At 46.0% G+C, this 24,494-nt stretch carries 26 protein-coding genes; 19 read left to right on the top strand and 7 right to left on the bottom strand.

The window, feature by feature from the left end; all coding sequences use genetic code 11:
• Positions 1–14 precede the first annotated feature (14 nt).
• The gene (tal, locus tag VT06_RS14285; RefSeq protein WP_046555000.1) at positions 15–965 is read right to left on the bottom strand and encodes a transaldolase; all 951 of its coding nucleotides are present in this window, start codon (positions 963–965) and stop codon (positions 15–17) included.
• A gap of 350 nt (positions 966–1,315) precedes the next feature.
• Here tal and yaaA point away from each other — a divergent pair, with 350 nt between their 5' ends.
• Both yaaA and VT06_RS14275 read left to right on the top strand, forming a co-directional pair.
• A complete protein-coding gene (gene yaaA / locus VT06_RS14280; RefSeq protein ID WP_046554999.1) occupies positions 1,316–2,092 on the top strand; it encodes a peroxide stress protein YaaA in 777 nt (258 codons plus the stop codon).
• Between the two features lie 82 nt (positions 2,093–2,174).
• Positions 2,175–3,473: an inosine/guanosine kinase gene (locus VT06_RS14275; protein WP_046554998.1), complete on the top strand. Its 1,299-nt coding sequence runs from the start codon at positions 2,175–2,177 to the stop codon at positions 3,471–3,473.
• A 55-nt stretch (positions 3,474–3,528) separates the two neighbouring features.
• Here VT06_RS14275 and VT06_RS14270 read toward each other — a convergent pair whose 3' ends face one another.
• Both VT06_RS14270 and srmB read right to left on the bottom strand, forming a co-directional pair.
• Positions 3,529–4,596 carry an LD-carboxypeptidase gene (locus VT06_RS14270; protein WP_046554997.1) on the bottom strand — a complete coding sequence of 356 codons (1,068 nt, stop codon included), beginning with the start codon at positions 4,594–4,596 and terminating at the stop codon, positions 3,529–3,531.
• Between the two features lie 127 nt (positions 4,597–4,723).
• On the bottom strand, positions 4,724–5,947 hold the full coding sequence (srmB, locus tag VT06_RS14265) for an ATP-dependent RNA helicase SrmB (RefSeq protein ID WP_046554996.1): 1,224 nt from the start codon (positions 5,945–5,947) through the stop codon (positions 4,724–4,726).
• Between the two features lie 76 nt (positions 5,948–6,023).
• Here srmB and VT06_RS14260 point away from each other — a divergent pair, with 76 nt between their 5' ends.
• Positions 6,024–6,743, top strand: a complete 720-nt coding sequence (locus tag VT06_RS14260) for a tRNA1(Val) (adenine(37)-N6)-methyltransferase (RefSeq protein WP_046554995.1) — start codon at positions 6,024–6,026, stop codon at positions 6,741–6,743.
• Between the two features lie 57 nt (positions 6,744–6,800).
• Here VT06_RS14260 and fldB read toward each other — a convergent pair whose 3' ends face one another.
• Positions 6,801–7,319: a flavodoxin FldB gene (fldB, locus tag VT06_RS14255; RefSeq protein WP_046554994.1), complete on the bottom strand. Its 519-nt coding sequence runs from the start codon at positions 7,317–7,319 to the stop codon at positions 6,801–6,803.
• 132 nt (positions 7,320–7,451) lie between these two features.
• Between fldB and xerD the strand changes: the two genes are divergently transcribed.
• The 10 genes from xerD to VT06_RS17850 all read left to right on the top strand — a co-directional run bounded on the left by xerD (position 7,452) and on the right by VT06_RS17850 (position 16,523).
• Positions 7,452–8,372, top strand: a complete 921-nt coding sequence (gene xerD / locus VT06_RS14250; protein ID WP_046554993.1) for a site-specific tyrosine recombinase XerD — start codon at positions 7,452–7,454, stop codon at positions 8,370–8,372.
• Positions 8,373–8,409: 37 nt separating this feature from the next.
• The gene (dsbC, locus tag VT06_RS14245) at positions 8,410–9,138 is read left to right on the top strand and encodes a bifunctional protein-disulfide isomerase/oxidoreductase DsbC (RefSeq protein ID WP_046554992.1); all 729 of its coding nucleotides are present in this window, start codon (positions 8,410–8,412) and stop codon (positions 9,136–9,138) included.
• 69 nt (positions 9,139–9,207) lie between these two features.
• Entirely contained in the window at positions 9,208–10,938 is a 1,731-nt protein-coding gene (gene recJ / locus VT06_RS14240; protein WP_046555028.1) for a single-stranded-DNA-specific exonuclease RecJ, read from the top strand.
• A 120-nt stretch (positions 10,939–11,058) separates the two neighbouring features.
• A protein-coding gene (gene prfB / locus VT06_RS14235) for a peptide chain release factor 2 (RefSeq protein WP_152659036.1) occupies positions 11,059–12,157 on the top strand; the annotation gives its coding sequence in 2 pieces (ribosomal slippage) (positions 11,059–11,133 and positions 11,135–12,157; 1,098 coding nt in all).
• Between the two features lie 40 nt (positions 12,158–12,197).
• Positions 12,198–13,718 carry a lysine--tRNA ligase gene (gene lysS / locus VT06_RS14230; protein ID WP_082122545.1) on the top strand — a complete coding sequence of 507 codons (1,521 nt, stop codon included), beginning with the start codon at positions 12,198–12,200 and terminating at the stop codon, positions 13,716–13,718.
• Between the two features lie 285 nt (positions 13,719–14,003).
• A complete protein-coding gene (locus VT06_RS14225; protein WP_046554989.1) occupies positions 14,004–14,327 on the top strand; it encodes a hypothetical protein in 324 nt (107 codons plus the stop codon).
• A gap of 11 nt (positions 14,328–14,338) precedes the next feature.
• Entirely contained in the window at positions 14,339–14,800 is a 462-nt protein-coding gene (locus tag VT06_RS14220) for a hypothetical protein (protein ID WP_152659035.1), read from the top strand.
• Complete coding sequence (locus tag VT06_RS14215; RefSeq protein ID WP_046554987.1) at positions 14,778–15,029, top strand: hypothetical protein; 252 nt, start codon at positions 14,778–14,780, stop codon at positions 15,027–15,029. Before VT06_RS14220 ends, VT06_RS14215 begins: the two co-directional genes overlap by 23 nt.
• Before the next feature lie 22 nt (positions 15,030–15,051).
• Complete coding sequence (locus VT06_RS14210) at positions 15,052–16,155, top strand: AI-2E family transporter (RefSeq protein ID WP_082122544.1); 1,104 nt, start codon at positions 15,052–15,054, stop codon at positions 16,153–16,155.
• 191 nt (positions 16,156–16,346) lie between these two features.
• Complete coding sequence (locus VT06_RS17850) at positions 16,347–16,523, top strand: DUF1328 family protein (protein ID WP_046554986.1); 177 nt, start codon at positions 16,347–16,349, stop codon at positions 16,521–16,523.
• Positions 16,524–16,592: 69 nt separating this feature from the next.
• On the opposite strand, the gene VT06_RS14200 is transcribed toward VT06_RS17850, so the two are convergent.
• Positions 16,593–17,933 (bottom strand): sigma-54-dependent Fis family transcriptional regulator, encoded by a 1,341-nt coding sequence (locus tag VT06_RS14200; protein ID WP_046554985.1) that lies wholly within the window; start codon positions 17,931–17,933, stop codon positions 16,593–16,595.
• 192 nt (positions 17,934–18,125) lie between these two features.
• Here VT06_RS14200 and VT06_RS14195 point away from each other — a divergent pair, with 192 nt between their 5' ends.
• Complete coding sequence (locus VT06_RS14195; RefSeq protein WP_046554984.1) at positions 18,126–18,581, top strand: hypothetical protein; 456 nt, start codon at positions 18,126–18,128, stop codon at positions 18,579–18,581.
• A gap of 170 nt (positions 18,582–18,751) precedes the next feature.
• Positions 18,752–19,315, top strand: coding sequence for a BON domain-containing protein (locus tag VT06_RS14190; RefSeq protein ID WP_046554983.1), 564 nt, complete (start codon positions 18,752–18,754; stop codon positions 19,313–19,315).
• A 125-nt stretch (positions 19,316–19,440) separates the two neighbouring features.
• Here the strand turns inward: VT06_RS14190 and VT06_RS14185 are convergent, their stop codons facing one another.
• The gene (locus tag VT06_RS14185; protein WP_200897995.1) at positions 19,441–19,911 is read right to left on the bottom strand and encodes a hypothetical protein; all 471 of its coding nucleotides are present in this window, start codon (positions 19,909–19,911) and stop codon (positions 19,441–19,443) included.
• Here VT06_RS14185 and VT06_RS14180 point away from each other — a divergent pair.
• Positions 19,876–21,501, top strand: a complete 1,626-nt coding sequence (locus VT06_RS14180) for a choice-of-anchor B family protein (protein ID WP_235357439.1) — start codon at positions 19,876–19,878, stop codon at positions 21,499–21,501. The two genes, VT06_RS14185 and VT06_RS14180, sit on opposite strands and share 36 nt — an antisense overlap.
• A 36-nt stretch (positions 21,502–21,537) precedes the next feature.
• Here the strand turns inward: VT06_RS14180 and VT06_RS14175 are convergent, their stop codons facing one another.
• Positions 21,538–21,951 (bottom strand): YccF domain-containing protein, encoded by a 414-nt coding sequence (locus tag VT06_RS14175; RefSeq protein ID WP_046554982.1) that lies wholly within the window; start codon positions 21,949–21,951, stop codon positions 21,538–21,540.
• Positions 21,952–22,443: 492 nt separating this feature from the next.
• On the opposite strand from VT06_RS14175, the gene VT06_RS14170 reads away from it, so the two are divergent.
• The 3 genes from VT06_RS14170 (at position 22,444) to VT06_RS14155 (ending at position 24,384) form a co-directional block, all read left to right on the top strand.
• Positions 22,444–22,632, top strand: a complete 189-nt coding sequence (locus tag VT06_RS14170) for a hypothetical protein (RefSeq protein ID WP_046554981.1) — start codon at positions 22,444–22,446, stop codon at positions 22,630–22,632.
• 451 nt (positions 22,633–23,083) lie between these two features.
• On the top strand, positions 23,084–23,596 hold the full coding sequence (locus VT06_RS14160; RefSeq protein ID WP_046554979.1) for a hypothetical protein: 513 nt from the start codon (positions 23,084–23,086) through the stop codon (positions 23,594–23,596).
• Between the two features lie 197 nt (positions 23,597–23,793).
• Entirely contained in the window at positions 23,794–24,384 is a 591-nt protein-coding gene (locus VT06_RS14155; protein WP_046554978.1) for a porin family protein, read from the top strand.
• The last annotated feature ends 110 nt before the right edge of the window (positions 24,385–24,494 follow it).

Genomic DNA, 24,494 nt, shown 5'->3' with positions numbered 1-24,494 from the left:
TATTAACGTCTTACTTAAAGTTGATCCGAAATCAGCTGTTCCAGCTTGCGTTGGTCGACGGCAAATTTGCGAATACCTTCGGCCAGTTTTTCGGTGGCCATTGCATCTTCATTTAGTTGCCAACGAAATTCACCTTCACTCAGTGCCGTTGGTTTAGCGCTAGTTGCACCGCTATCTTGTAGCTTCACATCCAGGGTGCCATTTTGTTTACTGAGTTCATCCAGCAGGTTAGGGCTAATGGTTAAGCGATCACAACCTGCCAGGGCTAATACTTCGCCGGTATTACGGAAACTGGCGCCCATAACCACGGTGGCGTAGCCATGTTCTTTATAAAAGTGGTAAATATCCCGAACTGATAGTACGCCAGGATCAGTTTCGGCAGTATAGTCTTGCTTAGTGTTGGCTTTGTACCAGTCAAGAATACGGCCAACAAAAGGTGAAATAAGGTAAGCGCCTGCTTCTGCGCTGGCACGGGCCTGAGCCATATGAAACAGCAACGTTAGGTTACACTGAATACCCTGTTGCTCTAACTGGCGAGCCGCCTGAATACCTTCCCAGGTTGAGGCTACTTTAATCAGAATACGCTCGGTGCCAATGCCGTTTTGCTGATAAAGTTCAACCAGTTGTAAGGCTTTGCCAACAGTCGCTTCAGTATTGAATGATAAACGTGCATCTACTTCAGTCGACACCCGGCCTGGCACTAGTTTGCTGATAGCCGTACCAACGTCAACCGCAAATTTATCACAAGCCAGTTCTAAAATAGCGGCATCACCACTGGCATGCGCTTTAGCATAACGAATGGCGGAAGCTAGCATGGGTTTAGCAAACTCCAGCTGGCTGGCATTAAGCAGCAAAGAGGGATTAGTGGTGGCATCTACTGGCCGAAATTGTTCAATTGCGCCCAAATCACCACTATCTACCACTACCGTAGTAACGGCTTTAAGTTGAGTTAATAAATCATTCATATTGTTTAATTACCATTTTTTTAAATTATTTTAGGGATTTTAATGCTTTCAGGCAATAAATGTAGAAATATTACAACAAAAAACCGCAGCATAGGATACTCACGCTAAAAACCATTGCGTCGCTATCGCGAAGTTACTATATTGCGATGGTACTAGTACACTACTGCCTGCCAAGGGCCGCAGTCTACCGCTTACCTTAGCACAGGATGCTAATAATCAGACAAAGCGGCTGCGATAAAGTAAAAAATTATTGTTAATTGCCGAACATTTTAAGCGGTAATCAGACTAGAGTGGTGTTAGTAGCGTAACAATAATGTTACTCAAATAAATTTTCATTACAGGTATTGTTTATGTTGATGGTTGTGTCTCCGGCAAAAGATCTTGATTTAAGCCCCATATCATTAAAGCTGGCTACTGACACGCCGGCTTTACTGTCTAAAGCCACCGAACTTACGGCTATTTGTAAAAAACTCAGCCCGGCTGAGCTAGGCTCGTTAATGCATATTAGTGATAAGCTGGCTGGTTTAAATGCTGCCCGCTTTAGCCAGTGGCAGCCTGACTTTACAAAAGATAACGCGAAAGCGGCACTCTTTATGTTTAACGGTGATGTGTATCAGGGGCTGGATGCCGCCAGCTTAACCGAGCCACAACTGCAGTTTGCGCAGCAACACTTACGTATTTTAAGTGGTTTATATGGCGTGCTGCGGCCACTGGATTTAATGCAGCCGTACCGGTTGGAAATGGGCACTAAGCTCAAAAATGATCTGGGCAACGATTTATATGCTTTCTGGCAGCAGTATATTACCGATAACCTGAATAGTCAGCTGAGCGAACTCAATTCAGCGTTAGTGCTTAATCTGGCGTCGCAGGAGTACTTTAAAGCGGTTAAACCTAAAGTATTAAAGGCTAAGGTTATTACGCCGATATTTAAAGACTATAAAAACGGCCAATATAAAATAATTAGTTTTTTTGCGAAAAAAGCCCGTGGTTTAATGGCGCGTTATATTATTCAGCAGCAAATTACTGATGCTAAAGCTATTAATGAATTTAACTTGGCGGGTTATCAGTACAATAGCGCCGCATCTACTGCCGATAAACCGGTGTTTTTACGCCATCAAGCAGAATAATTGGCCAAAGCCGCAATAAGGCGCTTAGGGTTTACCGACATGTTTGCTAAAATAGCTACTTGTCTGTTGTTGAGCCCTTAGCATGAAATTTCCTGGCCTGCGTAAAATAAAACATTACTTTCCTGTGTCTCAACCAAAGCCGCAGTTGCCGAGCTTTGAAGTGCGACCTGAGCTTGATACCTATATCGTTGGGCTGGACCAAACCATTGTCGATGTGGTGGCCAGCGTAACCGATGATTTTCTTGCCCGCTACAATATTCAAAAAGGGCTATCTAACCTGGTTGAGCATGCCAAAGCCAATGCTATTTATCAGGAGTTGGTGATTAAACAAGCTATTTCTGACCATTTTGCTGGCGGCACTATCGGCAACACTATCCATAATTACTCCGTTCTGGCCGACGATAAGTCGGTATTACTGGGCGTAATGTCGGCCAATATTGCGCTGGGCTCTCCGGCCTATCATTACGTATGTCATACCAGCTCGAAAGTAGATATGAATCATTTACAAGGAGTAGCAGGCGATATTGGCCGTGGCATTACCATGATAACGCCAGATGGTGAGCGCACTTTTGTCATTGACCCCAGCGATATGGATCAGTTAGAACCCGATTATATTCCGACCGACATTATTGCTGCGGCGTCAGCTTTTGTGGTGAGTGCTTATCCCCTTAGAGCTATCGGCCAGCCTATACAGCGGGCGATGCAAAAAGGGCTGGACGATGCCAAGACCCATCAGGTGCCAGTAGTGATGAGCTTGGGAACCCGCCATTTGGTGGAAGAAAACCGCGAGCAAATTATTAGCACCATTATTAATTACGTTAACGTGCTGGCGATGAACGAATTGGAAGCTGAAGCACTGACCGGCTGTGCCGATCCGTTAAAAGCCGCCGAGGCAATTTTAGAGCACACTGATATGGTGCTGATTACCGCCGGGCCACAAGGCCTGTATTTATGCGGCTACACCGATGACAGTGTTAAGCGGGAAAGCAGTAACCCGATTAAATCGGCCAGCCTGGCCGACTTTAACCAATTTGAATTTAGCCGGCCAATGCTGCGGCGAGATTGCCAGCAGCCACTAAAAGTGTATTCGCATATTGACCCTTATTTAGGTGGCCCGGAGCGGATTAAAAATACCAATGGTGCTGGTGATGGCGCATTATCGGCTATTTTACACGATATGGCGGCGAATCATTTTCATAAGCAAGTGCAGCCATTATCGGGTAAACATGAAATGCCGTATCTGGCGTACTCCAGTTTTGCGCAAATATGTAAATATGCCAATCGGGTCAGCTATGAAATTTTGGTGCAAAATGCATCGCGTTTATCAAAAGGCTTACCCGAGCGGGAAGACAGCTTGGAAGAGGCGTACTGGGAGCGTTAATTCGGCTCGGTTTCGCCTTAGGTCGGTAATCAGTGACTTGTCGCTTTTAACATGCTTAAGGCTGAAATACACTACTTAACATGCGGAAGGTGCCGGCGTCGGCATCCATTTCTACCCGCGCGCCATGCGGTACAATAAACTGCTTGCTGATATGGCCAATCATAGCGCCTCGATACGCCGGAATATTCAGCGGTTTTATATGGTCATCAAAAATTTGGTCCATGGTTAACCAGCCAAAACCGCCACCGGGCCGGCACGCTGTGCATTCACCAAAGATAAAACCTGCAATTTTATCCAATGCACCCATTAGCTTTAAGGTACTGAGCATCCGATCAATCCGATACGGCGCTTCTTCTACGTCTTCTAAAAATAAAATTTTATCGGTAAAGTCCGGTAAATAAGGCGAACCCGCCAAGGCGGTTAACACCGTTAAATTACCGCCCATCAGCTGGCCTTGCACTTTGCCGGCGGTAATGGTTTCAATGCGGTTTTGCCGCGGCACCAGCTCATCTTTGGCATTTAACTCATTTTGGTAAAGCATGTGTTCGCGCTGAAAAAACACCCGCTGAAACTGCTCGGCATTAAAACTGTTCCAGCTGCCGGTGCCATTTGGGCCATGAAACGTGACCAGCCCGGTTTGGGCATTAATGGCGCTATGCAACGCGGTAATGTCAGAATAGCCCAGTAATACCTTCGGGTTACGCTGGATTAACGGGTAGTCAAGTAGCGGTAATAATCTGGCTGCGCCAGAGCCACCGCGTAAACAAATAATGGCACTAACGTCAGGGTCGGCAAACATGGCATTAATATCGCTGGCGCGCTCTTGGTCGGTGCCGGCTAAATGACCACGGCGGTTATCCAGATGTTGCCCCAGTTTTACGTTTAAACCGAGTGCCTGTAACACTTCGGTGGCTATTTGAATATCCAGCCGCTCATCGGTGGCTTTAGACGGGCTAACCAAGGCAACAGTGTCGCCCGGGTTAAGTTTTTTCGGTAAAACGATACCGCTATTGGCTGCACCGGCATTATTGCCAACCGCCGCGTTGCTACTAAGAGACAACAGCCCCAGCGGTAACACACTTAATGCCAGCGCGCTGGACTGTAAGAATTGCCGTTTATTCATAGCTTGTCGCCTCTTAGTAATAAATTATTCCAAGCAAGTGACTATTGATAGCATGCTTTTGCTGCAAATGCAGTAGTGCTGGCGCAAAAAAGCGCCAGTGTGTTACTGCAGAGAAGAGTTGTAGGCGTTATTTTTTAGTGGCTTTTTTTGCCAGCTTTTTTGCAGCGAGTTTACCGGGCTTTTTCTTCTTAGTGCCTATTTTTGCTTCTTTATGCTTGGGCCGCAGGCTATCCACCACTCGCCGTTTCAGCTTTTGTTCGGTATAACGCTCTACTTTGGCCACCATCGCCATATCGTGCGCTTCCACCAATGAAATGGCGGTGCCTTTTTTCCCCGCCCGCCCGGTGCGGCCAATCCGATGTATATAAGTATCGGCGGTGTGCGGCATATCGTAATTAATAACGTGGCTTATATCATCAATATCCAGACCGCGGGCCGCTATGTCTGTGGCGATGAGCACCGGTACCTGGCCCTGACTAAACCGTTGCACTGATAATAGGCGTTTATCCTGCGGCATTTCACCTTGCAACCAGCAACATTTAATACCGGCACTTTCCAGTTGGCCGGTTAAGCTGGCTAGCCGCTCGCGGGTTTTCACAAAAACGATGGTTTTGGTGACATCTTGCTGTTTCAGTAAATAAATTAACAGCGCTAACTTATGCACGTTGTCATCTGCCAGATGCAGCCATTGCAAAATTTTGGCTTTTTCTTTGCGCGAGGGCACCGCTTCAATCATTGACGGCTCTTTCAACGCGCGCGCTGCAAAGCGCTCCAGTGAAAGCCCTTCTAAGGTTGCTGAGAATAAAAAGGTTTGGCGACGACGGCGCGCTTCCAGCACTATCCGGTTCATTTCACCAATAAACCCCATATCGAGCATCCGATCGGCTTCATCCAGAATAAGTACTTCTACTTCATCCGCCTGAAAACTTTCCTGGTCTAAGTACTCGGTAAGCCGCCCTGGAGTAGCCACCAGAATATCGTTGTTTTTTTCCAGAGTGTCTTTATGACTGCCGTAATTAATACCGCCGGTAATCACTCCAACATTCAGGTTAGTATATTGTGCCAGCTGTTTAAACTCATCAAATACCTGAAAAGCCAATTCGCGGGTAGGGGTCATCACCAGAACGCGGGCAAAGCCAGGGTCGCGCCGCGGAAAGTCTAATAGGTATTGAATGGCTGGCAGCACAAAGGCCAGCGTTTTACCGGTGCCGGTTGGTGCACTTGCCAGTACATCGCGACCATCCAGTGCCGGTGGAATGGCCAGCTGCTGAATCAGGGTTGGCTCAGTAAAACCGGCTTGCTCCAGTGCCTGGTTAAGTGAGTCGTCGAATTGAAAATCGGCAAAGCTCATAAAGGTGTTCCTTAGAATGGCAGTATTCAGATGACAAACCTGGTCAGCAGCCAGTAAACTAATGGCAGAGGTGAAGATGTCAGCTGGTTTTAAGTGTAAACAATTTTTTGTTAGCCATGATCAGTGTGCGATGAAAGTCGGCACCGATGGCTTACTGTTAGGCGCCTGGGCCAATTTACCATCCAGTACTGCTGCTAATGGTCAGGTTTTATTAGATATTGGTGCCGGCAGTGGGTTAATCAGCTTAATGCTGGCTCAACGAGCCCCTAACACTTCTATTTATGCTATTGAGCTGGATACCAATGCTGCTGCTCAAGCTGAGCAAAATTTTCAGCGTAGTCCCTTTGCTAGCCGCCTACAGCTGCTAAAAGGTGATATTCTAACCTATCAGCCAGCAGAGCGTTACGCTTTAATCGTGTCTAACCCGCCTTTTTTTGAGCAGGCACTGCTAAGTAATGATCCGCAGCGAAACCGGGCCAGGCATTCGGCCAGTTTGCCGTTGCCATTATTGTTAAATAAAGTGGCAACGCTATTAGCGCCAGGTGGCAGTTTCGCCCTTATTCTACCTGAAACCGCTGCTGTCGCTTTTGGTGCGCTGGCTACAGCGCAGGGCTGGTATGCCAGCGCCAGCTGCCTGGTGTTAAGCCGTGAAGGCAAGGCGCCGCTGCGCCGCCTAATGCAATGGCAGCGAGAGCCTTGTACTTCGCAGCAACAGCAAATTATTATTCATGATGCTAATGGCGGTTACAGCGAGCAATACCGGCTACTGCTGCGCGATTTTTATCTGAATTTTTAAACAATTAGCTACTCAGGCTGGCAGCTGGCCGAAGCAGGCTGGTTTATGTCACTGCTGTTATAACTGCTCGGCCATTTCCGTTAAAATCTGGCTTACCCATATATTTAACCGCTCATCGGTTTGCTCGTATTGGTTTTCATCATCAAGTGCCAGGCCGAAGAAGCGCTCGCCATCGGCAGTTAAGGCTTTTGAGGTAATAAAGTCGTAGCCGTCGATAGGCCAAAAGCCAATGCGCTGTGGGTTACTAGGCGCAATAGCCTCATGCAACATACCCACCGCATCAATAAACCATTCGGCATAGCCTAGTTGATCACCCATGCCATAAATAGCGATGGTTTTACCGCTTAAATCAACACGGCTAATATCATCCCAGTGCGCTTCCCAATCTTCTTGAATTTCGCCAAAATCCCAGGTCGACAATCCTAAAATTAACAACGGGTAGTCAGCCATTTTACTGAGCGGCACCTGTTTAATATTGTGCAAGTCGACGATGTCAGCACCAATAAGTGCCTGAATTTTTTCAGCTACCATTTCGGTGTAGCACGTGGTTGAGCCGTAAAATAAGCCTATTTTCATCTGAGTCTCGCCATCGGGTTCAGGCCGGCATTGTAACAGAAGCTAATAGCAGAGCCCAAGCGCGACTATGCCGGGACAGGGTAATCGGCTAAGATAAGCCAATACAAACGCATTATAACAGCCAAGCTCAGCATGATTAAACTAGAACAACCAGCGCCCCTCGACCCTGCAGAGCATGCGTTAATTCAGCAATTTCTTGACCAGCTATGGTTGGAAAAAGACGTCAGCCCTAACACATTAAGTGCTTATGGCAGCGACTTAACCCTATTTGGCCGTTTTTTGGCAGCACAGCAGCAGCAGTTGCTGGCCGTTGACAGCCAGCTGATAAACCAGTTTTTGGCTACACGTTATCAGCAGCAAGTCAGCCCGCGTAGCAGCTCAAGAATGCTCAGCAGCCTGCGGCGTTTTTACCGGCATTATCATAAAACGGGGCGCTGTGCGGTTAACCCGGTAACTGAACTGGTTAACCCAAAAATCGGCCGCAGTTTACCTAAAACCCTGTCAGAGCAGGATGTGGATGCGCTATTGCAGGCCCCTGACTGTAATGAATTAATTCAGTTTCGTGACAAAGCCATGCTGGAATTACTGTACGCCTGTGGCTTACGGGTAACCGAGCTAATTAGTCTTACCTTGCAGCAGGTTAGTATTAATCAGGGCGTATTACGGGTGCTGGGTAAAGGCAGTAAAGAGCGGCTGGTGCCAATGGGAGAAGAAGCTCAAGACTGGCTTAGTCGCTATTTGCAGCAAGCACGAGCAGATATAGTGAATGCCGATAGTAACTTAGTGTTTGCCAGCAGTCGAGGCAGCCAGATGACCCGGCAAACCTTCTGGCACCGAATTAAGTTTTATGCGAAAGTAGCCGGAATTGAGGCCGAGTTGTCGCCGCATACCCTGCGCCATGCCTTTGCCACCCATTTACTGAACCATGGTGCCGATTTACGGGTAGTACAAATGCTGTTGGGCCACAGTGATTTATCCACAACGCAAATCTATACCCATGTAGCACAAGCACGTTTGCAACAGCTACATCAACAACATCACCCGCGCGGTTAGCTATTTGGTTATAGCGCAGCGCTAATTAGGAATGTATATGAATAACTGGTTATCTGTCGGCCTTACCCTTGGCATGTTAGGTTTTGGTTTAAGCGCTAGTGTTACAGCGCAACAACAAAACGAGGCCCCTGAGCTTGCTGAAATTAGCCAAAGTCTGGCACCACTTGGCTTGCAAGTTAATGCGGTTGCTAATAGTCCGATGCCGGGGTTATTGCAGGTATTTACCCAGCGAGGGCTGTTTTTTACCAGCAGTGACGGTCGGTTTTTTCTTGAAGGCAATATTTACGATCTGCAGCAGGGTGAATTGGTCAACGATGTACAAATGCGTAATTACATTAAGCAAAAACTACCATCAGTGGCCGGCAGTTACATTGAATATAAAGCCCCGGATGAAAAATACGTGGTGTATGCCTTTACTGATCCAACGTGCGGCTATTGTCAGAAGCTACACAATGAAATGAAGCAGTATAATGATGCCGGTATTACCCTTCGTTATCTGGCGTTTCCCCGCGGTGGCTTAACCAGTAAAACGGCTTTAGATATGCAGCACTTATGGTGCTCACGCAATCAGCAAAAAGCTATGGATTTAGCCAAAGACAACAAACGTAACCCGCCGGCAATGTGTGATAATCCGGTAAAAATGCATTATGAGTTAGGGCAGTCCTTTGGTATTAACGGTACGCCTGCTTTGGTACTGGCTAATGGCCGGCTTATTCCCGGCTATCAGCCGGTTGCAGGTTTATTAAAGCAGCTAGAAACAAATTAATTACGCTAATGCAATCGATTATGCCATTTGGCTATATCATCAGCTAGCAATACCAAGCAGGTAACCAGTGTGCAGTTAAAACAGATCAGCCGGCGCGAGCCGCTAACCGGGCAGGTTATCGCAGAGCACCTGCATCCAGTGCTGCGCCGATTATACCAAAACCGGGGTATCAGCAGTGCGGCAGAATTAGAGCGTGGCGCTGCCAACTTACTGCCTTTTAGCGCATTAAAAGGAATTGACCAGGCAGTTCAGTTATTAATTACAGCGTTAACGCAACAACAACATATTGTGATTGTTGGCGATTTTGACGCTGATGGTGCTACCAGTACTGCTGTGCTAATGGCGGGGTTAAAGGCGTTTGGCTTTAAATACCTTGAGTACATGGTGCCTAATCGCTTTGAATATGGTTATGGCCTGACCCCAGAACTGGCAGAATTAGTGGTTGCGCAGGGTGCCGAGCTGATTATTACCGTTGATAATGGCATTTCTGCCATTGAAGGCGTGGCATTGGCAAAAAAAGCCGGCGTTAAGGTGCTGGTTACCGACCATCACCTTGCCGGGAATACCTTGCCAAATGCGGATGCCATTGTTAACCCTAACCAGCCAGGTTGTGCTTTCCCGAGTAAGGCCTTAGCGGGCGTTGGTGTAGCGTTTTATCTGTTAATGGCGCTGCGCGCGGGGTTACGCTCACAACAGCATTTTGTTGGGCAAGGTTTGGTTGAACCCAATATTGCCGAACTACTGGATTTGGTGGCGCTGGGTACCGTCGCTGATGTGGTGCCGCTGGATAGCAATAACCGAATTTTAGTGCACCAGGGTTTAATGCGTATTCGCAGTGGCAAATGCCGGCCGGGTATTCAGGCACTAATTGATGTAGCCAACCGCCAGGCGGAAAAGCTTACCGCCAGCGATTTCGGTTTTTCTTTAGCGCCGCGTTTAAATGCGGCAGGTCGTTTAGACGATATGGCACTGGGGATAAGCTGTTTATTGGCACCAGAGCTTGGGTTGGCCCGTCAGTACGCGGCAGAGCTTGATGCTTTAAACGTCGAGCGCCGGGCTATTGAACAAAGCATGCAATTAGAAGCGCAAGCTTTTTTAAGTAAATTGTCGTTTGATGGCAGCAGCTTGCCTGAATGTCTGTGCCTGTACCGCAGTGATTGGCATCAGGGCGTAATTGGTATTTTAGCCGGCCGTATTAAAGAGCAATTTCACCGGCCGACCATAGTGTTTGCAGAAGGTGACAACGGTGAGCTTAAAGGCTCGTGCCGCTCGATTGCCGGGTTGCATATTCGCGACTTATTAGAAGAAATTTCCAGCCAGTACCCCGGCCTGATTAAAAAGTTTGGTGGTCATGCCATGGCGGCTGGTCTGACTATAGCCGCCGATCGGCTGGATACTTTTCAGTTGGCGTTAAGCCTCACAGTTAAAAAGCATTTAAGCGCCGAACAACTGACCGCCGTGGTGTATAGCGATGGGGAACTGGCGGCGGACTGTTTTGATATCGGCTTTGCTCAGTTGCTGCAAAATGCCGGCCCTTGGGGGCAGGCCTTTCCTGAGCCAGTATTTGATGGTGAATTTACGCTCGTTAGCCAAAAAATGTTAGCGGAGCGTCATCTTAAACTGATGTTACAGGGGCCTTCTGGGTTATTAATCGACGCTATTTGGTTTAATGCTGATAACAAAACCTGGCCTGATGTGAATGTTAAAAAAGTCCGGCTTGCTTACCAGCTGGATATTAATGAGTATCGCGATCAGCAAAACTTGCAGCTGATTGTGCGTTATATGACAGCGGTAAATTAACAGCCTGCTGCTAGCAGCAGGCTGTTAATAAAAAAATCATCTACAGATGGCTGCACTGCCAGCTATATCTTTGCTATAATCCGCAGCAATTTTTCGATTGTTTTAGGCCTAAGGCAACCCATGTTTGAAGTGAATCCGCTTAACAACAGCATTAAAGATCTGACTGAACGCACCAATGTGCTTCGGGGGTATCTTTGACTATGATGGCCAAAAAGAGCGCTTAGAAGAAGTTACCCGTGAACTGGAAGACCCTAACGTTTGGAATAAGCCAGAAAAGGCGCAGGCACTTGGCAAAGAACGCTCTACTCTGCAACAGATTGTAGGTACTATCGACAACCTTGACCAAGGGTTGGAAGATGTCGCCGGATTACTGGAACTGGCGGTAGAAGCTGAAGACGAACAAACCTTTGAAGAAGCCAAAACTGAATTAGCCGATTTAGAAAAACAGTTGGCGCTGTTAGAGTTTCGGCGGATGTTTTCGGGTAATAACGATGAAAATAACTGTTATTTAGATATTCAGGCGGGCTCCGGCGGCACTGAAGCACAAGACTGGGCCAGTATGCTAATGCGCATGTACTTGCGTTGGGGTGACGATAAAGGTTTTAAACCTGAGCTGTACGAAGTAACCGATGGTGACGTGGCCGGCATTAAAGGCTGTACCATTAAGTTTAGCGGCGATTATGCCTACGGTTGGCTGCGCACCGAAACCGGTGTTCACCGTTTAGTGCGCAAAAGCCCGTTCGACTCTGGCAGTAGGCGCCATACGTCTTTTGCTTCGGTGTTTGTAGCCCCGGAGATTGATGACGACATTGAAATTGAGATTAACCCAGCTGACTTACGAATTGACACTTATCGGGCGTCAGGCGCAGGCGGCCAGCACGTTAACCGAACCGATTCGGCAGTGCGGATCACCCACTTACCGACCAATATTGTGGTGCAATGTCAAAATGACCGCTCGCAACATAAAAACCGCGATAATGCTTACAAGCAATTGCGCGCTAAATTATATGAGTTTGAACTGCAAAAGCAAAATGCTGAAAAGCAAGCACTGGAAGATACCAAATCGGACATCGGCTGGGGCAGTCAAATTCGCTCATATGTGCTGGATGACTCGCGCATTAAAGATTTGCGTACCGGTGTTGAAACCCGGAATACTCAGGCAGTGCTTGACGGTAACCTCGATAAATTTATAGAAGCCAGCTTAAAAGCCGGTTTATAAGATTGTAAACGCTAATACTCACATGACTCAGGAATCAAAAATGGCTGAACAGCATAACCCACATGACGACATTCAGGATGTTAACAAACTGATTACTGAGCGAAAACATAAGTTAGCAACGTTGCGTGCAGGCGGTTTTATGTTCCCTAATGATTTTCGCCGGGACAGTATTTCCAGTGATCTTATTGCCAAATATGATCATCTAACGAAAGAGCAGCTGGAAGCCGAGAATATTACCGTTAGCCTGGGTGGCCGTATTATTACCCGGCGCATTATGGGTAAAGCCAGTTTTACCACTATTGCTGATATGGGCGGTAAAATTCAGTTGTATGTGGCGCGTGATAGCTTGGCAGAAGGCCTTTATAACGATCAGTTCAAAAAATGGGACTTAGGCGATATTGTGGGTGCCACCGGCCATTTGTTTAAAACCCAGACCGGCGAATTAACGGTATGGCTGAGCGACATACGTCTGCTAACCAAGGCACTGCGGCCACTGCCTGATAAATTTCATGGCTTAACCGATAACGAAGCGCGTTACCGCCAGCGTTACTTGGACCTGCTGTCGAATGAACAATCACGTAAAACTTTTTTAATACGTAGCAAAACAGTGGCGTATATTCGCCGTTTCTTTAATGATCACGGTTTCTTAGAAGTAGAAACACCCATGTTACAGGCCATTCCTGGCGGCGCGTCGGCCCGGCCATTTGAAACGCATCATAACGCGCTTGATATGCAAATGTTTTTGCGTATTGCCCCCGAGTTGTATTTAAAGCGGCTGGTGGTGGGGGGGTTTGAGAAAGTATTTGAACTGAACCGTAATTTCCGTAATGAAGGCGTTTCTACCCGCCACAACCCGGAATTTACCATGTTAGAGTTTTACTGGGCTTATGCAGACTACAACGATTTAATGGACTTAACTGAAACGTTATTCCGCGGTTTAGCGCTAGACGTGCTTGGTAGCACCGAGGTGCCGTATCAGGGTGAAATATTCGACTTTGGTAAGCCGTTTGCGCGAATGTCGGTAACGGAATCTATTTTGCACTATAATCCAAGCTTAACCCAAGTACAGCTAGCTACGCGTGAAGCGGTAGCGGAGTTGGCAAAAAGCCTGGGTATTCAGGTAAAAGCCAACTATGGCCATGGCCGTATTTTAATGGAAGTGTTTGACGAGTTGGTTGAAACCAAATTGCGGCATCCCACATTTATTACCGATTATCCGGCAGAAGTGTCGCCATTAGCAAGACGTAACGACCATAACCCGACCATTACCGACCGTTTTGAGTTTTTTATCGGTGGCCGTGAGCTGGGGAATGGCTTTAGCGAGTTAAACGATGCAGAAGATCAAGCTGAACGTTTTCGGGAGCAGGTAGCGCAAAAAGATGCCGGTGACGATGAAGCCATGTTTTATGATGAAGACTTTGTTACCGCATTAGAGCATGGCTTACCACCTACCGCAGGCCAGGGCATTGGTATTGACCGTTTAGTCATGTTGTTAGCCGACGCAGCGTCTATTCGCGACGTGATCTTATTTCCGCATATGCGGTTGCACCACGATAAGTAAGGGGTATGATTAACGCAAAAAAGCCAGACCTCGGTCTGGCTTTTTTGTAGCCGCATACTTCGGTAATGTTTACGCTGAGCAAGTAACTTCTACACTATATTTGCTAGTACCTGACACATCTGTGCTATAGTGCTCCATTAAGCTTCTGATTTATATTGATTTATATTTAGCCTTTGCTCTGGCACAAGCTTTGCAAAATACACTAGGTAATGAACAAGATACATACTGATACAGGCTGTGCGGTATGCACAGTTGTGTCTTCGTTAAACAAGCAGGAGGTTTATCATGGCAACAACTCAAGCAAATAAAGCAAGCAACCCGACCGAAGATCCGTTAACTAATTCACCGGTTACCGAAAGAGCTTCAGAAGCAGCACATCACGCGGTGGATGCTATGGCTGACAAAGCGGCAACCGCCGAAGACATGCTGCGCAGAACTGCCGCTGATTCGAAAGCGACTATTGATCAGAAACAGGCAGAATTAAAAATGCAAATGCAAAGCTCGTATGAGCGCAGCAAGCAATTTGCTCAGGAAAATCCATTAGCAGCGGCAGGCATCGCCTTTGCTGCTGGCATGGTGGTAAGTGCCTTGTTGCGTCGCGACCGTTAGTTATGGGGCAAATGCCAGATCCTGAGTCGCAGCAGACGGCCACTGAGCCATTACCAGAGAAAGTATTTGCTCAGTTAACCGAAATAGCCGCGTTGCTAAGCCTTAGCGTTGAGCATTATCAACAACAAGCACAGCAGGCTAAACAAACGGCTCAAGCCGAAATGGCGCTGTCGCGGCGCAGCCTAATTGTCGCCTCGGCCTTACTGTTGGCGTTAGGCGCTGGAGTAATTGTGTTTTGGGGCTCACTATTGGTGTTTGCCGGCTATTTGCTATGGCAGGCTACTGAGTCCGTGCCGATTACGGCTGCATTGCTATTTATTTTGCAGCTAGGGGCATTATACTGGTGCTGGCGAAATGTTCGTTATCTACTAAAGCAAGTAGGTTTTAAGCATACCTTGGCACAAGTAAAGGGACTCTTTCGTTTTTCGGTACAACCAGCAGGAGCTGACAATGTTAATCGATCTGCTGATTAAAAAACACCAGCTAAGATTACAACAGTGTACAGAAAGCTATCATCAGGATCAGCGGTTGCGATGCGCCTACCTGTGGTTACTGCAGCAGCGGACCAAGCGGTTCTTGAGTTCTGCACCTGGCTTAGCGATAAGCTTTACCGCAGGCATGCTAATGCCACTTCGCCACCACTCGGCGATTAAAATGCTGCGTGCATCTGGTGCGTTGCACTGGCTCAAGCAATTATTGTAGACCGGATAATAGTCTCACCATTATGCCTACAACCGACCCTTCATCTTCAACAACATCAACCTTAACGGGTTATCGCTATAGTACCGAGCTTGCTCTAAAAATACTGACGTTACTGGCACTAACCTACACCTTTTATTTTTCCCGCAGCTTAATATTACCCATCATAGTGGCCGCTTTTATTGCGCTGTTTGCCAGCCCGGCATTGCGCTTTTTAATCCGCATCAAACTACCGAAACCGCTTGCGGCCTTAGCGATAATTCTTATATTGATGTTAGTAACAGGCTACGGGTTTAGTTTACTTTACAACCCGGCAGCCGAATGGCTGGAGCGCCTGCCATTATTAGGAAACAAGTTAGCATTACAAGTTGATGATGTGGCTGCCTCACTCGATTCTTTAAAAAATGTGGTATTACCTGACAACGCCGATGAACAAAATTCGTTGACGTCAGCAATGGGCTCAGGGTTGCTACCTTTGTTGTCGATCCTGGCGCAAACTACTGCCATGGCACTGTTTCAACTGGTAACAGTGATTATACTGACCTATTTCTTTTTAGTATTTGGCGGCACCTTGTTGCGCAATGTTATGCGGGCTCGTTCATCGCTTAACGAAAAAAAGCAGTTGGTCAGAATGTATCATATGATTGAAAAAGATATTTCCCGCTATGTATTAGTGATTACCCTTATTAATGTCATGCTGGGTGTGGCGACATTTGGTGTGATGAGCCTGCTAGGAGTGGCCGATCCGGTGTTATGGGGAGTGCTGGCAACCATTTTAAACTTTGCACCTTACCTGGGGCCTTTTGTGCTAACGCTACTATTAATGGCGGTGGGTTTTATAGAATATGACACGCTTGGAAAAATGCTCCTGATCCCCGCCGCGTTTTTACTACTTAATATTATTGAGTCGCAACTGGTGACACCAACGGTGTTAGGCAAGCGGTTTAATATGAACCCACTGCTGGTGGTCATTTGGATGTTTATCTGGGGCTGGATCTGGGGAGTGGTCGGCGTGTTGATCGCCATACCATTATTAGTGTGTTTGAAAATCATTGCTTTTCATCTGGGCCTGCTTTCATACTGGCTATTGCTGCTTAACGCTGATAGTCAGTCGCCAGAGCATGAATAATGGTCAGGAAAAAGTTACCCGGTAGTCAGTAAAATTTGCTGGTTATTGCCAGAGTTTAGTTACCATTGAAAAAGCTCGTCTTAAAAATGCATATAAAACAACGATATATTTTTTTAATTTATTGGCATAACATTCGCAAAGTGTTTACTGCATATTTTAAGTTAAGTGCGAACAGGCACTAAGGAGCTACAATGTTAGGATGGGCCTTAACCTTTTTAGTTATTGCGTTAATCGCAGGTGTGTTGGGCTTTGGTGGTATCGCCGGCGCTGCTGCAGGTATTGCTAAGATTATTTTCTTCATTTTTATAGTGTTACTGGTTATTTCGTTAATAGCCGGGGCAATGAGAGGGAAATCACCTAAAATGTAGCGGTGTTTAAACCGATGTAACACGATGCCGGCTACTGTCTTTGTTACAACAGCCGGCATTTTTTATCGTTCAGCGATCTAATTGATATTTTTCCAGCTTGTTATAAAGGGTTTTTACACTTACCCCCAATTGTTGTGCGGTATCGGTTTTATTACCCCCATTTTTGGCTAAAGTAGTTAAAATAGCGGCTTTTTCTAATTCATCTAAGCGAATTCCCGTTGGAATATCTATCGTCGTTAACTCACTGCCAGCGTTAAGCTCATCAAGCAGCAAATGCTCTGCTTCAATGGTGTTGTCGGCCAAAATATAGGCGCGTTCAACCGCATGTTTTAATTCTCGGACGTTGCCGGGCCAGCCATGATTTGCTATCAGGTTTTTCGCTTCAGTTGAAAATTTCTTACTCTGTTGCTCCTGCACATTACGATAAGCCAAAAAATGTTGCGCCAGGCCAACAATATCCCCAGCCCGGTCGCGCAGCGGCGGCACGGCTATCGGAAATTGAGCCAGGCGAAAATATAAATCTTCCCTTAACATATCTTCGGCAATCGCTTGCATTGGGTCACGGTTGGTGGCGGCCGCTATTCTAACATTAGCCGTAAACGTTTTATCGCTGCCAACTGGCCGGTACTCGCCGTTTTCCAGCACTCGCAGCAATTTCACTTGCTGCTCTATTGGCATTTCAGTAATTTCATCCAGGAATAAAGTACCGCCTTCAGCCTGAGCAAATACCCCCTGATGATCGCGGTGAGCGCCGGTAAACGCCCCTTTGATATGACCAAATAATTCACTGTCAATAAGTTCAGGGGTTAATGCACCACAGTTAATAGCAACGAAAGGTTTATCGGAACGAAAACTGGCCAGGTGCAATGTGTTGGCAACTAATTCTTTACCGGCACCACTTTCTCCGGTGATAAGCACATTGGCTTCCGTTATTGCTACCTTACGAATAGTGCGATACAGCTTTAGCATGGGTTTGGCCGAACCGACTAACGAACCAAACTGATCCAGTTCACTGCAGGTAGCTTTAACCTGTTTGCGCTCGGTGCTGAGTTGTTGATAAAAATCCTGCAGGGTGTCAATTACGGAATGAAAATCCAGGGGGGCCCGAAAATGATAGCCAGCACCCCGGCGCATTAACTGATCAAGTAATTCATTTTGGCTGCCACTACTGATGAAAATAAAATCAATTTCAGTTAATACCTTACTCAGCAACAAACGCTGATAATCATCATTGTCGCAGTCGTCTGATTCAATAAGGGCGAGATCGCAATGTTGTTGTTGTAATTGTTCTGACCAGGCGGAACTATCACTGCTTTTAACAATAATAAATTGTCTGATTACCGGTGATTGTAATAGTTTTTCTGCAAGTTGCACGTCACGCAGATGAATAAATAGCCTGGGTTGGCTCATGCGGTCACTCCCTGTAATTGACGATTACTCTAGTATAGCAATGTAAAATTAACAACGACTATTAGTAAAATTTACCATTTTTGACTAGAGTGCGTTTTCTTGCCAGTATTTTCCTTTAAAAAACATGAGTTTATACTTGGTACATGAATTGAATATGAATTGTAGTAGACCGATATTTTAGGAGACATTGTAGTGGTGGCTTATAATCCGAGAATAATAAGAAACTGTGCCGGGGATCAGGCTATCTTAAGTCTGGTATTGGCCGTTAGTGAGCAGGCAAAGCCTTTTTATCAACAGGCGGCAGCGTTGGAAGACAACAATAATATTCGTCGCTATTTTCTCGAGCTTGAGCAGCTGCATCAGCAAGCAGCGCAATGTGTCGCTACTGATTATATCAGCGTGGTTACCGACAAGGACATTAACCAGATTTGCCAGTGGTACCGTTATTCTTACGCTAAGCTTAAGCAACTAAACCGTACCGGGATGGCAGAACTACCTCAGCAACTTCGACACCAACTTAGCGCTTTTAAACGGCTTAGCCGCGAATTAACTCAACGTGGTAATGCCAAAGCATTGGCTAATTTAACGGCGGGCCTACAAATAATAGCCGATCAAATTTTTCTGTTATTACTGAGTAATAAAAGATGAAATTTTTACCTGTAACCAGGTTAAAAGTACAGTAGAAAAATTAACAATAAATGAACGGCTTAAGCATTACCTTATACTTTACAATGCGTTAGTGGTTTGAGAATAGTTGGCATTAAACTGGCAACATTATGTATGTCTCACATTAGGTCTGACAACAAAGGAGTGACTATATGAAACGCACAACTATCGCTGTAATGCTTACCGTAGCCTTGGCAGGTACCTCTATAGCAGTAAATGCCAATGATTGGAAAGAAGGTGCTAATGATGCTTGGTTAGATGGCAAAGCCGAAACCACTTTGCTGCTAAATGGTAACCTTAATTCATTCGACATTGAAACTGATGTGAAAAACGGTAAGGTGATTTTAACTGGTAAGGTGGGCAGCGAAGTCGATAAAGCACTTGCTGGTGAATTGATAGAAAACTTGGATGGCGTCAAATCGGTTGATAACAAGCTAACCGTTGTGGCCAACGAGCGCAGACGCGTTAAAAAAGATTACGACAATAAGGGCAGTGGGCTAACAGACGCCAAGGTAGCTACTGTAGTTAAAACACGTTTATTGTTCGAATCTGAAACCAGCGGTACCAACATTGATGTAGAAGTAAAAGATGGTGTGGTAATGCTGAAAGGCGAAGTAAACTCTGATTCTGAGAAAGATTTAGCCGAAGCTATTGCCAAGAAAACCAACGATGTTAAGCGCGTTGACAACCAGCTTACGGTCGCTAAAAACTACTAAGCGTCATAATCTGAGGATGATGCTTTATGCAACGTCTTTAACGCTAAAAACCGGTCTGGTAACAGGCCGGTTTTTTTATGCTAAGCACTTAACCGTTCCGTTAAGGTAAGCAATGGTCAGCGAAATTACGGTTGTAGTATTGGCCAGGGATCGCTGTGCGCGGGGTTGGTAATAAATTGTTGGTCGGTAAGCCCGTTTAAAAAAGCCAGGACAGCGGTCCGTTCACTGGGGGTTAAACTAAATCCACGAATAAACTGGCTTTTTGTTGGGTGCAGCCTGCCATCGCCGGCATAATCCCCTTCGTTAATGATTCTGCCGCCTGCGGCATAAAAGTCGACGACTTGCTCCAGCGTCGCCAGGCTGCCATCGTGCATATAGGGCGCGGTAAGTGCAATATTACGCAGGGTTGGCGCCCGGAAGCGGCCATCATCGGCAGGGTTCATGCTAAGTTCTGCCAAGCCGCGATCATGCTGCGGGTAACCTGGAAGAGCCGTGGCGCTCGAGGACGTAAAGTATAAACCGGTGTTATTAAACGGTCGTAAATCTAAAGGTTGCTTACTGTGGCTGGTGGCCTGGGTAAAATTAAAGCCGCACATATTGCCGGCCAACCGGCGCAAGGTGGTGCGGTGTCTAGTTACAGCCTGGCTAACCCGTTACAACTATCGGCTAACTGGTTACAAACTGGCGCCAGCCGCAGCAACTACAGCCATGATATGGCCTCAATGCTAGTGACTGATCTGCGGGCACTAAACCAATGCGATCGGCCTGAGTGTCAGGTGTTATTTGATTTTAACGAACAAAATATTAAGCTGTGGGATATTAGCGGTGCCAGTAATCTGGCCGCGACGTATAGCGGGCCAACCCGGGCTATTGATCATAACGGCTTTGTGCGCGGTAATCGTTACTATATGTCGAATTATCAACGTGGTTTAACCATTTTAGATATTACAGACCCGGCTGCACCAGTACAGGCCGGGTTTTTTGATACCTTTCCGGCGTCTGACAGTGCTGCGTTTAACGGCATGTGGGGGGTGTATCCGTATTTACCATCAGGCTTAATTTTGGGCAGTGACATTAACAGTGGCCTGTATTTGTTTAAAGAAAACACCATTAATAGCCAAGCCGGAGCGCTGGCATTTAGTCAGCGCGAGCTGAATGTTAGCGCCGGGGACACTGCACAGCTGCAAGTACAGCGCTTAGGCGGCAACACCGCGGTCAGTGTCGGTTACGAAATACTGGCCGGGCGGGCCGAGCCAGGGCTGGATTATCAAAACAGTAGCGGCCGTTTAAGCTGGGCAGCTGGCGATAGCAGCAGCAAAACCGTGAGTATTACCACCCTTGACCGCGGGTTAGCGGCGCAGCGCGAGTTATTTATCCGCTTGTTTAATCCGGCCAATGGCGTCAGTCTGGCCAGCCCGTCCTATTTACGGCTGAAGTTTGGCGAAGACCCTGCCAGGGCCGGTATAGTAACTCTGGTCGACTCATCGTTGTCGGTAGTAGAGGCGAACACCAGCATTGCGGCAACCGTGCGCCGGTTGGGCGGCAGTGATGGTGCCATTACTGTGGGTTACGCATTAGACAGTGGCAGCGCTACTGTTGATGTCGATATGGTGGCTGCCAATGGCGAGCTAAGTTGGGCTGCCGGCGATAGCAGCGAGCGACAAATTATAGTGCAGATTATTGACGATGAGCTGGTGGAAGCTGACGAAACCGCCGTGCTGCGTTTATTTAGCGTGGCGGGCAGTGAACTTGGCGAAATAACAACGCTAACACTGAATATTTTGGACAATGATGCCAATACCGCACCCACAGTAAGCATTGGTGAAAACCGCCAAGTTAACGCCGGCCAAAGTGTTACGCTTAATGCACAGGCCAGCGATCAGCAGGGCGATGCTATTAGCTACCAGTGGCAACAGGTTAGTGGGCCAACGGTTAGCCTGCAAAATGCCAATAGTGCGGTGGTTAGCCTGGTTGCACCGGCCACTAATAGCCAATTAGTGCTTAGCGTAACCGCTACCGACGCCAGAGGCGCCGCGGCAAGTGCTAGTATTACTCTTACCGTAGTAGCCATCGCATTGCCGCCGCCAGCAGCAGTGGCAGAATCATCGGGTGGCAGCATGTCGCTTGCTATGTTGTTAGTGGCATTGCTGTTAATACGCCGGCGACCCGTGTGCCAACCGCATTAACCTAATGCGTAACGGGTTAATGGCGGGTGGCACGGGTTAAATAATGCCGCGTGCCACCACGGTTTTACCTACGGGTGCCAAGCTTAACACTGCCAGTTTCAGGTGTTGAATACCAAACGGAATACCAATAATACTAATAAAACAGAGTAGCGCATGGCCCAGGTGGCCTATTGCCAGCCAGATACCAAATAGCAAAAACCAGACAATATTGCCGATAATACCTAAACTGCCAGTACCAATATCATCATAGCGGTTTATATAACGCCGGTTTACCGCATCTTGGCCAAAGGGCCAGAACGCCATTTCACCAATAACAAAGCAACTGCGGCTAAAAGGAATGCCAATAATGCTAATAAAGCATAGCAAACCCACCAGCCACCATAGCAGGCCCATTACAAAGCCCCCCAGCACAAACCATAAAATATTAAATAATAACCTGAACACGCTCATTTTCTGCTTCCTTTATTAACGGTACTGCTTAGTAAGCAGAAAACAGGCCAGCTTTATATTGAATATAAACAATGGTTTATAAATTTAGTGTTTTTGCTAAATAACATATTGGCTAATTTTTAGTAGAAATAACTAATGGGTATTTCAATGTTTTGCCAGCAAGCTTCAAAAGCCTTAACCGTTTGCGTTATATAACGACGTGCAAACCTAAATTCAGTAACGTGCTGTAAAAAACGATGGAATAAGCAATACCCCTAAAATAAATTGACATGTATAAATACACAGCAGTTGATGAATTTATTGTAAACATGTAAATCGCAAGCCCAAACCACGCTTTCCCCACGCTGTTCCTATACAACTTACAAAAATTTGTTGATTTACCGATGGTTATTAGATAATGTATTTTTTTTACAAAAGATAGAATGGAATTTACACTGCGTGAAAGCGTGGATATTCCAAACTAATAAGTTGTTATGAGGTGCTCTAGATAATATGCAAAAAATTAATCCATGGCTTTGGTCTGCTTTTTTTTTGGCTCCTTCAGGTATCTTTTTTAGGTGGGTGTTTGGTAATACGTTGGTTAGTTTTTTTCTTGCTGTATTGCTAGCTTTAGCGGTAGTGCTTTTTGTTAAAAAAATTCAGAGTAAAGCTAAACAAAATGCTAATCAGCATAGCAACTAATAACAAGGCGCATCACTCGCTCCCGTTGGTCGCTGTGACATCAAACCGCTGCGCGGCTTGTCGCCCGTGTGCTTTGCGTTATGTGTTTTCAGAGGTACTCGTTTAATGTCAAACGTCTTAAATGTGGTTAAGTCGCGGAATGCTAAATCGGATTTCAAAATTCTGGTTGTTTTGGCATTTTGCTTCGTTGCTTTGTCATTTTTTGCAATAGGTTTTATGTATGCTCACGCACCAGAAATTGGCATTTTAGTTAAGCTTCTGGCAATCATGGGTACTGTTAATATTGCTATGGTTTTTTACGTCATTAAAAAATACAATGCTATATCAAACACATAACAAGGCGCAGCACTCGCTCCCTGCGGTCGCTGGGACGCCAAACTCGCTGACGCGTTTTTGTCGCCCGTGTGCTTCGCGTTAAGTTAGAAACCAACCACCATAGGAGTATTAGCCAATGAAAAAGGGAATCGCCCTTGCTTTATCTTTACTGAGTTCTGCTGTTTTTGCAGATCCCGTCATTTTCGGCATGGAGCTAGGAAAAACTACGGAAGAACAGTTCAAAACCATGTACAACGCAACACGCTCTGGCACGAACAAATATAGCAATGGAAACATGTATTCAGTTCCTGTTAGCGCTATAAATTTTGAAGGCCTACAAGACGTTACGGCTATATTCGGAACTGACGGAAAGCTTTTGGCCGTACTAACCACATTGCCAAAATCAAAATTCGAATATCTTCATGGCACACTGGGCAAAAAGTACACATTAGAAAATCAAAACATCCCCTTTGTTGGCAATAAATCTGCATCATACAGAAATGGTGCAACAAAAATTACACTTGACGCTCCTCATATGAGCTTTGAAATGTCAATGAACTATATTCGTGATGACCTCATGAAAAAATTCAATCAAGAAAGCCAAGCCGAGAATCAGAAACAGAAGAGCACCGAAGCTTCGCAACTATAAACTTAACAATGCGTTGCAGCACCGTTCCGCTTCGCTTCACTGGACAGCTTTTAAGTCGCATTTTTGTGGTTTTGCTGCGCAAAAGTATTCCACAAAAAAACAACTTAAAAGCTGCCGCTGAACTTAACGTTAGGCTTTTTACGCCCGCCTTTCAGCTTGAATATAACTAGGGTGTAATATGAAAAAGGAAGACAATTATGTTTAAGAAAAATATCATTTTAGGGGTTATATTAGGCTCAACAGCTTTCTCGGCTGTGGCAGAAAATAATTTCTCCGGTGAGATTTTACTGGGTACAGCAGATCAAAAAATATCAGCTAGTGGTGAATCAGCATCAGGGGATGACCTTTCTTTTGGCGTTAGAGGAGCTTTCTCATTAAGTGAAAATCTTGCAATAGAAGCAGCGTATCAAAGTTATGGCGAAGCTGATGATACTTACATTGATAGCTTTGGCGATACAATTAACGATAAATTAACTACTACAGCATTAAATATAGGCGTTAAAGGAATTATTCCTCTCGATAATGGTGTTTCTTTAAATGGTCGGTTAGGTATTTCTTTCTGGGACGCTGAACTAAAAGAGACAGACTCGTCTTTCCCTGGCCAAACATTTAAAGCAGATGATGATGGTAATGATTTCTACTATGGTGTCGGCATTCAGTATGAAATAAATTCAAAGATGTTTATTGGTGCAGAGTACACAATAACGAAAATGGATATATCAACAAATGGTGTTTCGGCTGACCTTGATGTTAAAAATATGTCTTTGTCTTTAGGTTTTAAATTCTAGTCCATATAGCCTAATAAACAAGGATAGGTCGCGCGCAGCCGCGACTTAATCCTGTTGTTGGACAAGCCCGGTGGTTGGGTTTTCTGCTTATATAGTAGATATATCGATGG

The sequence above is a fragment of the Arsukibacterium sp. MJ3 genome, assembly GCF_000987765.1.
In the GTDB taxonomy this organism is placed as follows: domain Bacteria; phylum Pseudomonadota; class Gammaproteobacteria; order Enterobacterales; family Alteromonadaceae; genus Alishewanella.
Note: the sequence above shows the minus strand (reverse complement) of the source record. Positions and strands in the feature narration are given on the sequence as shown.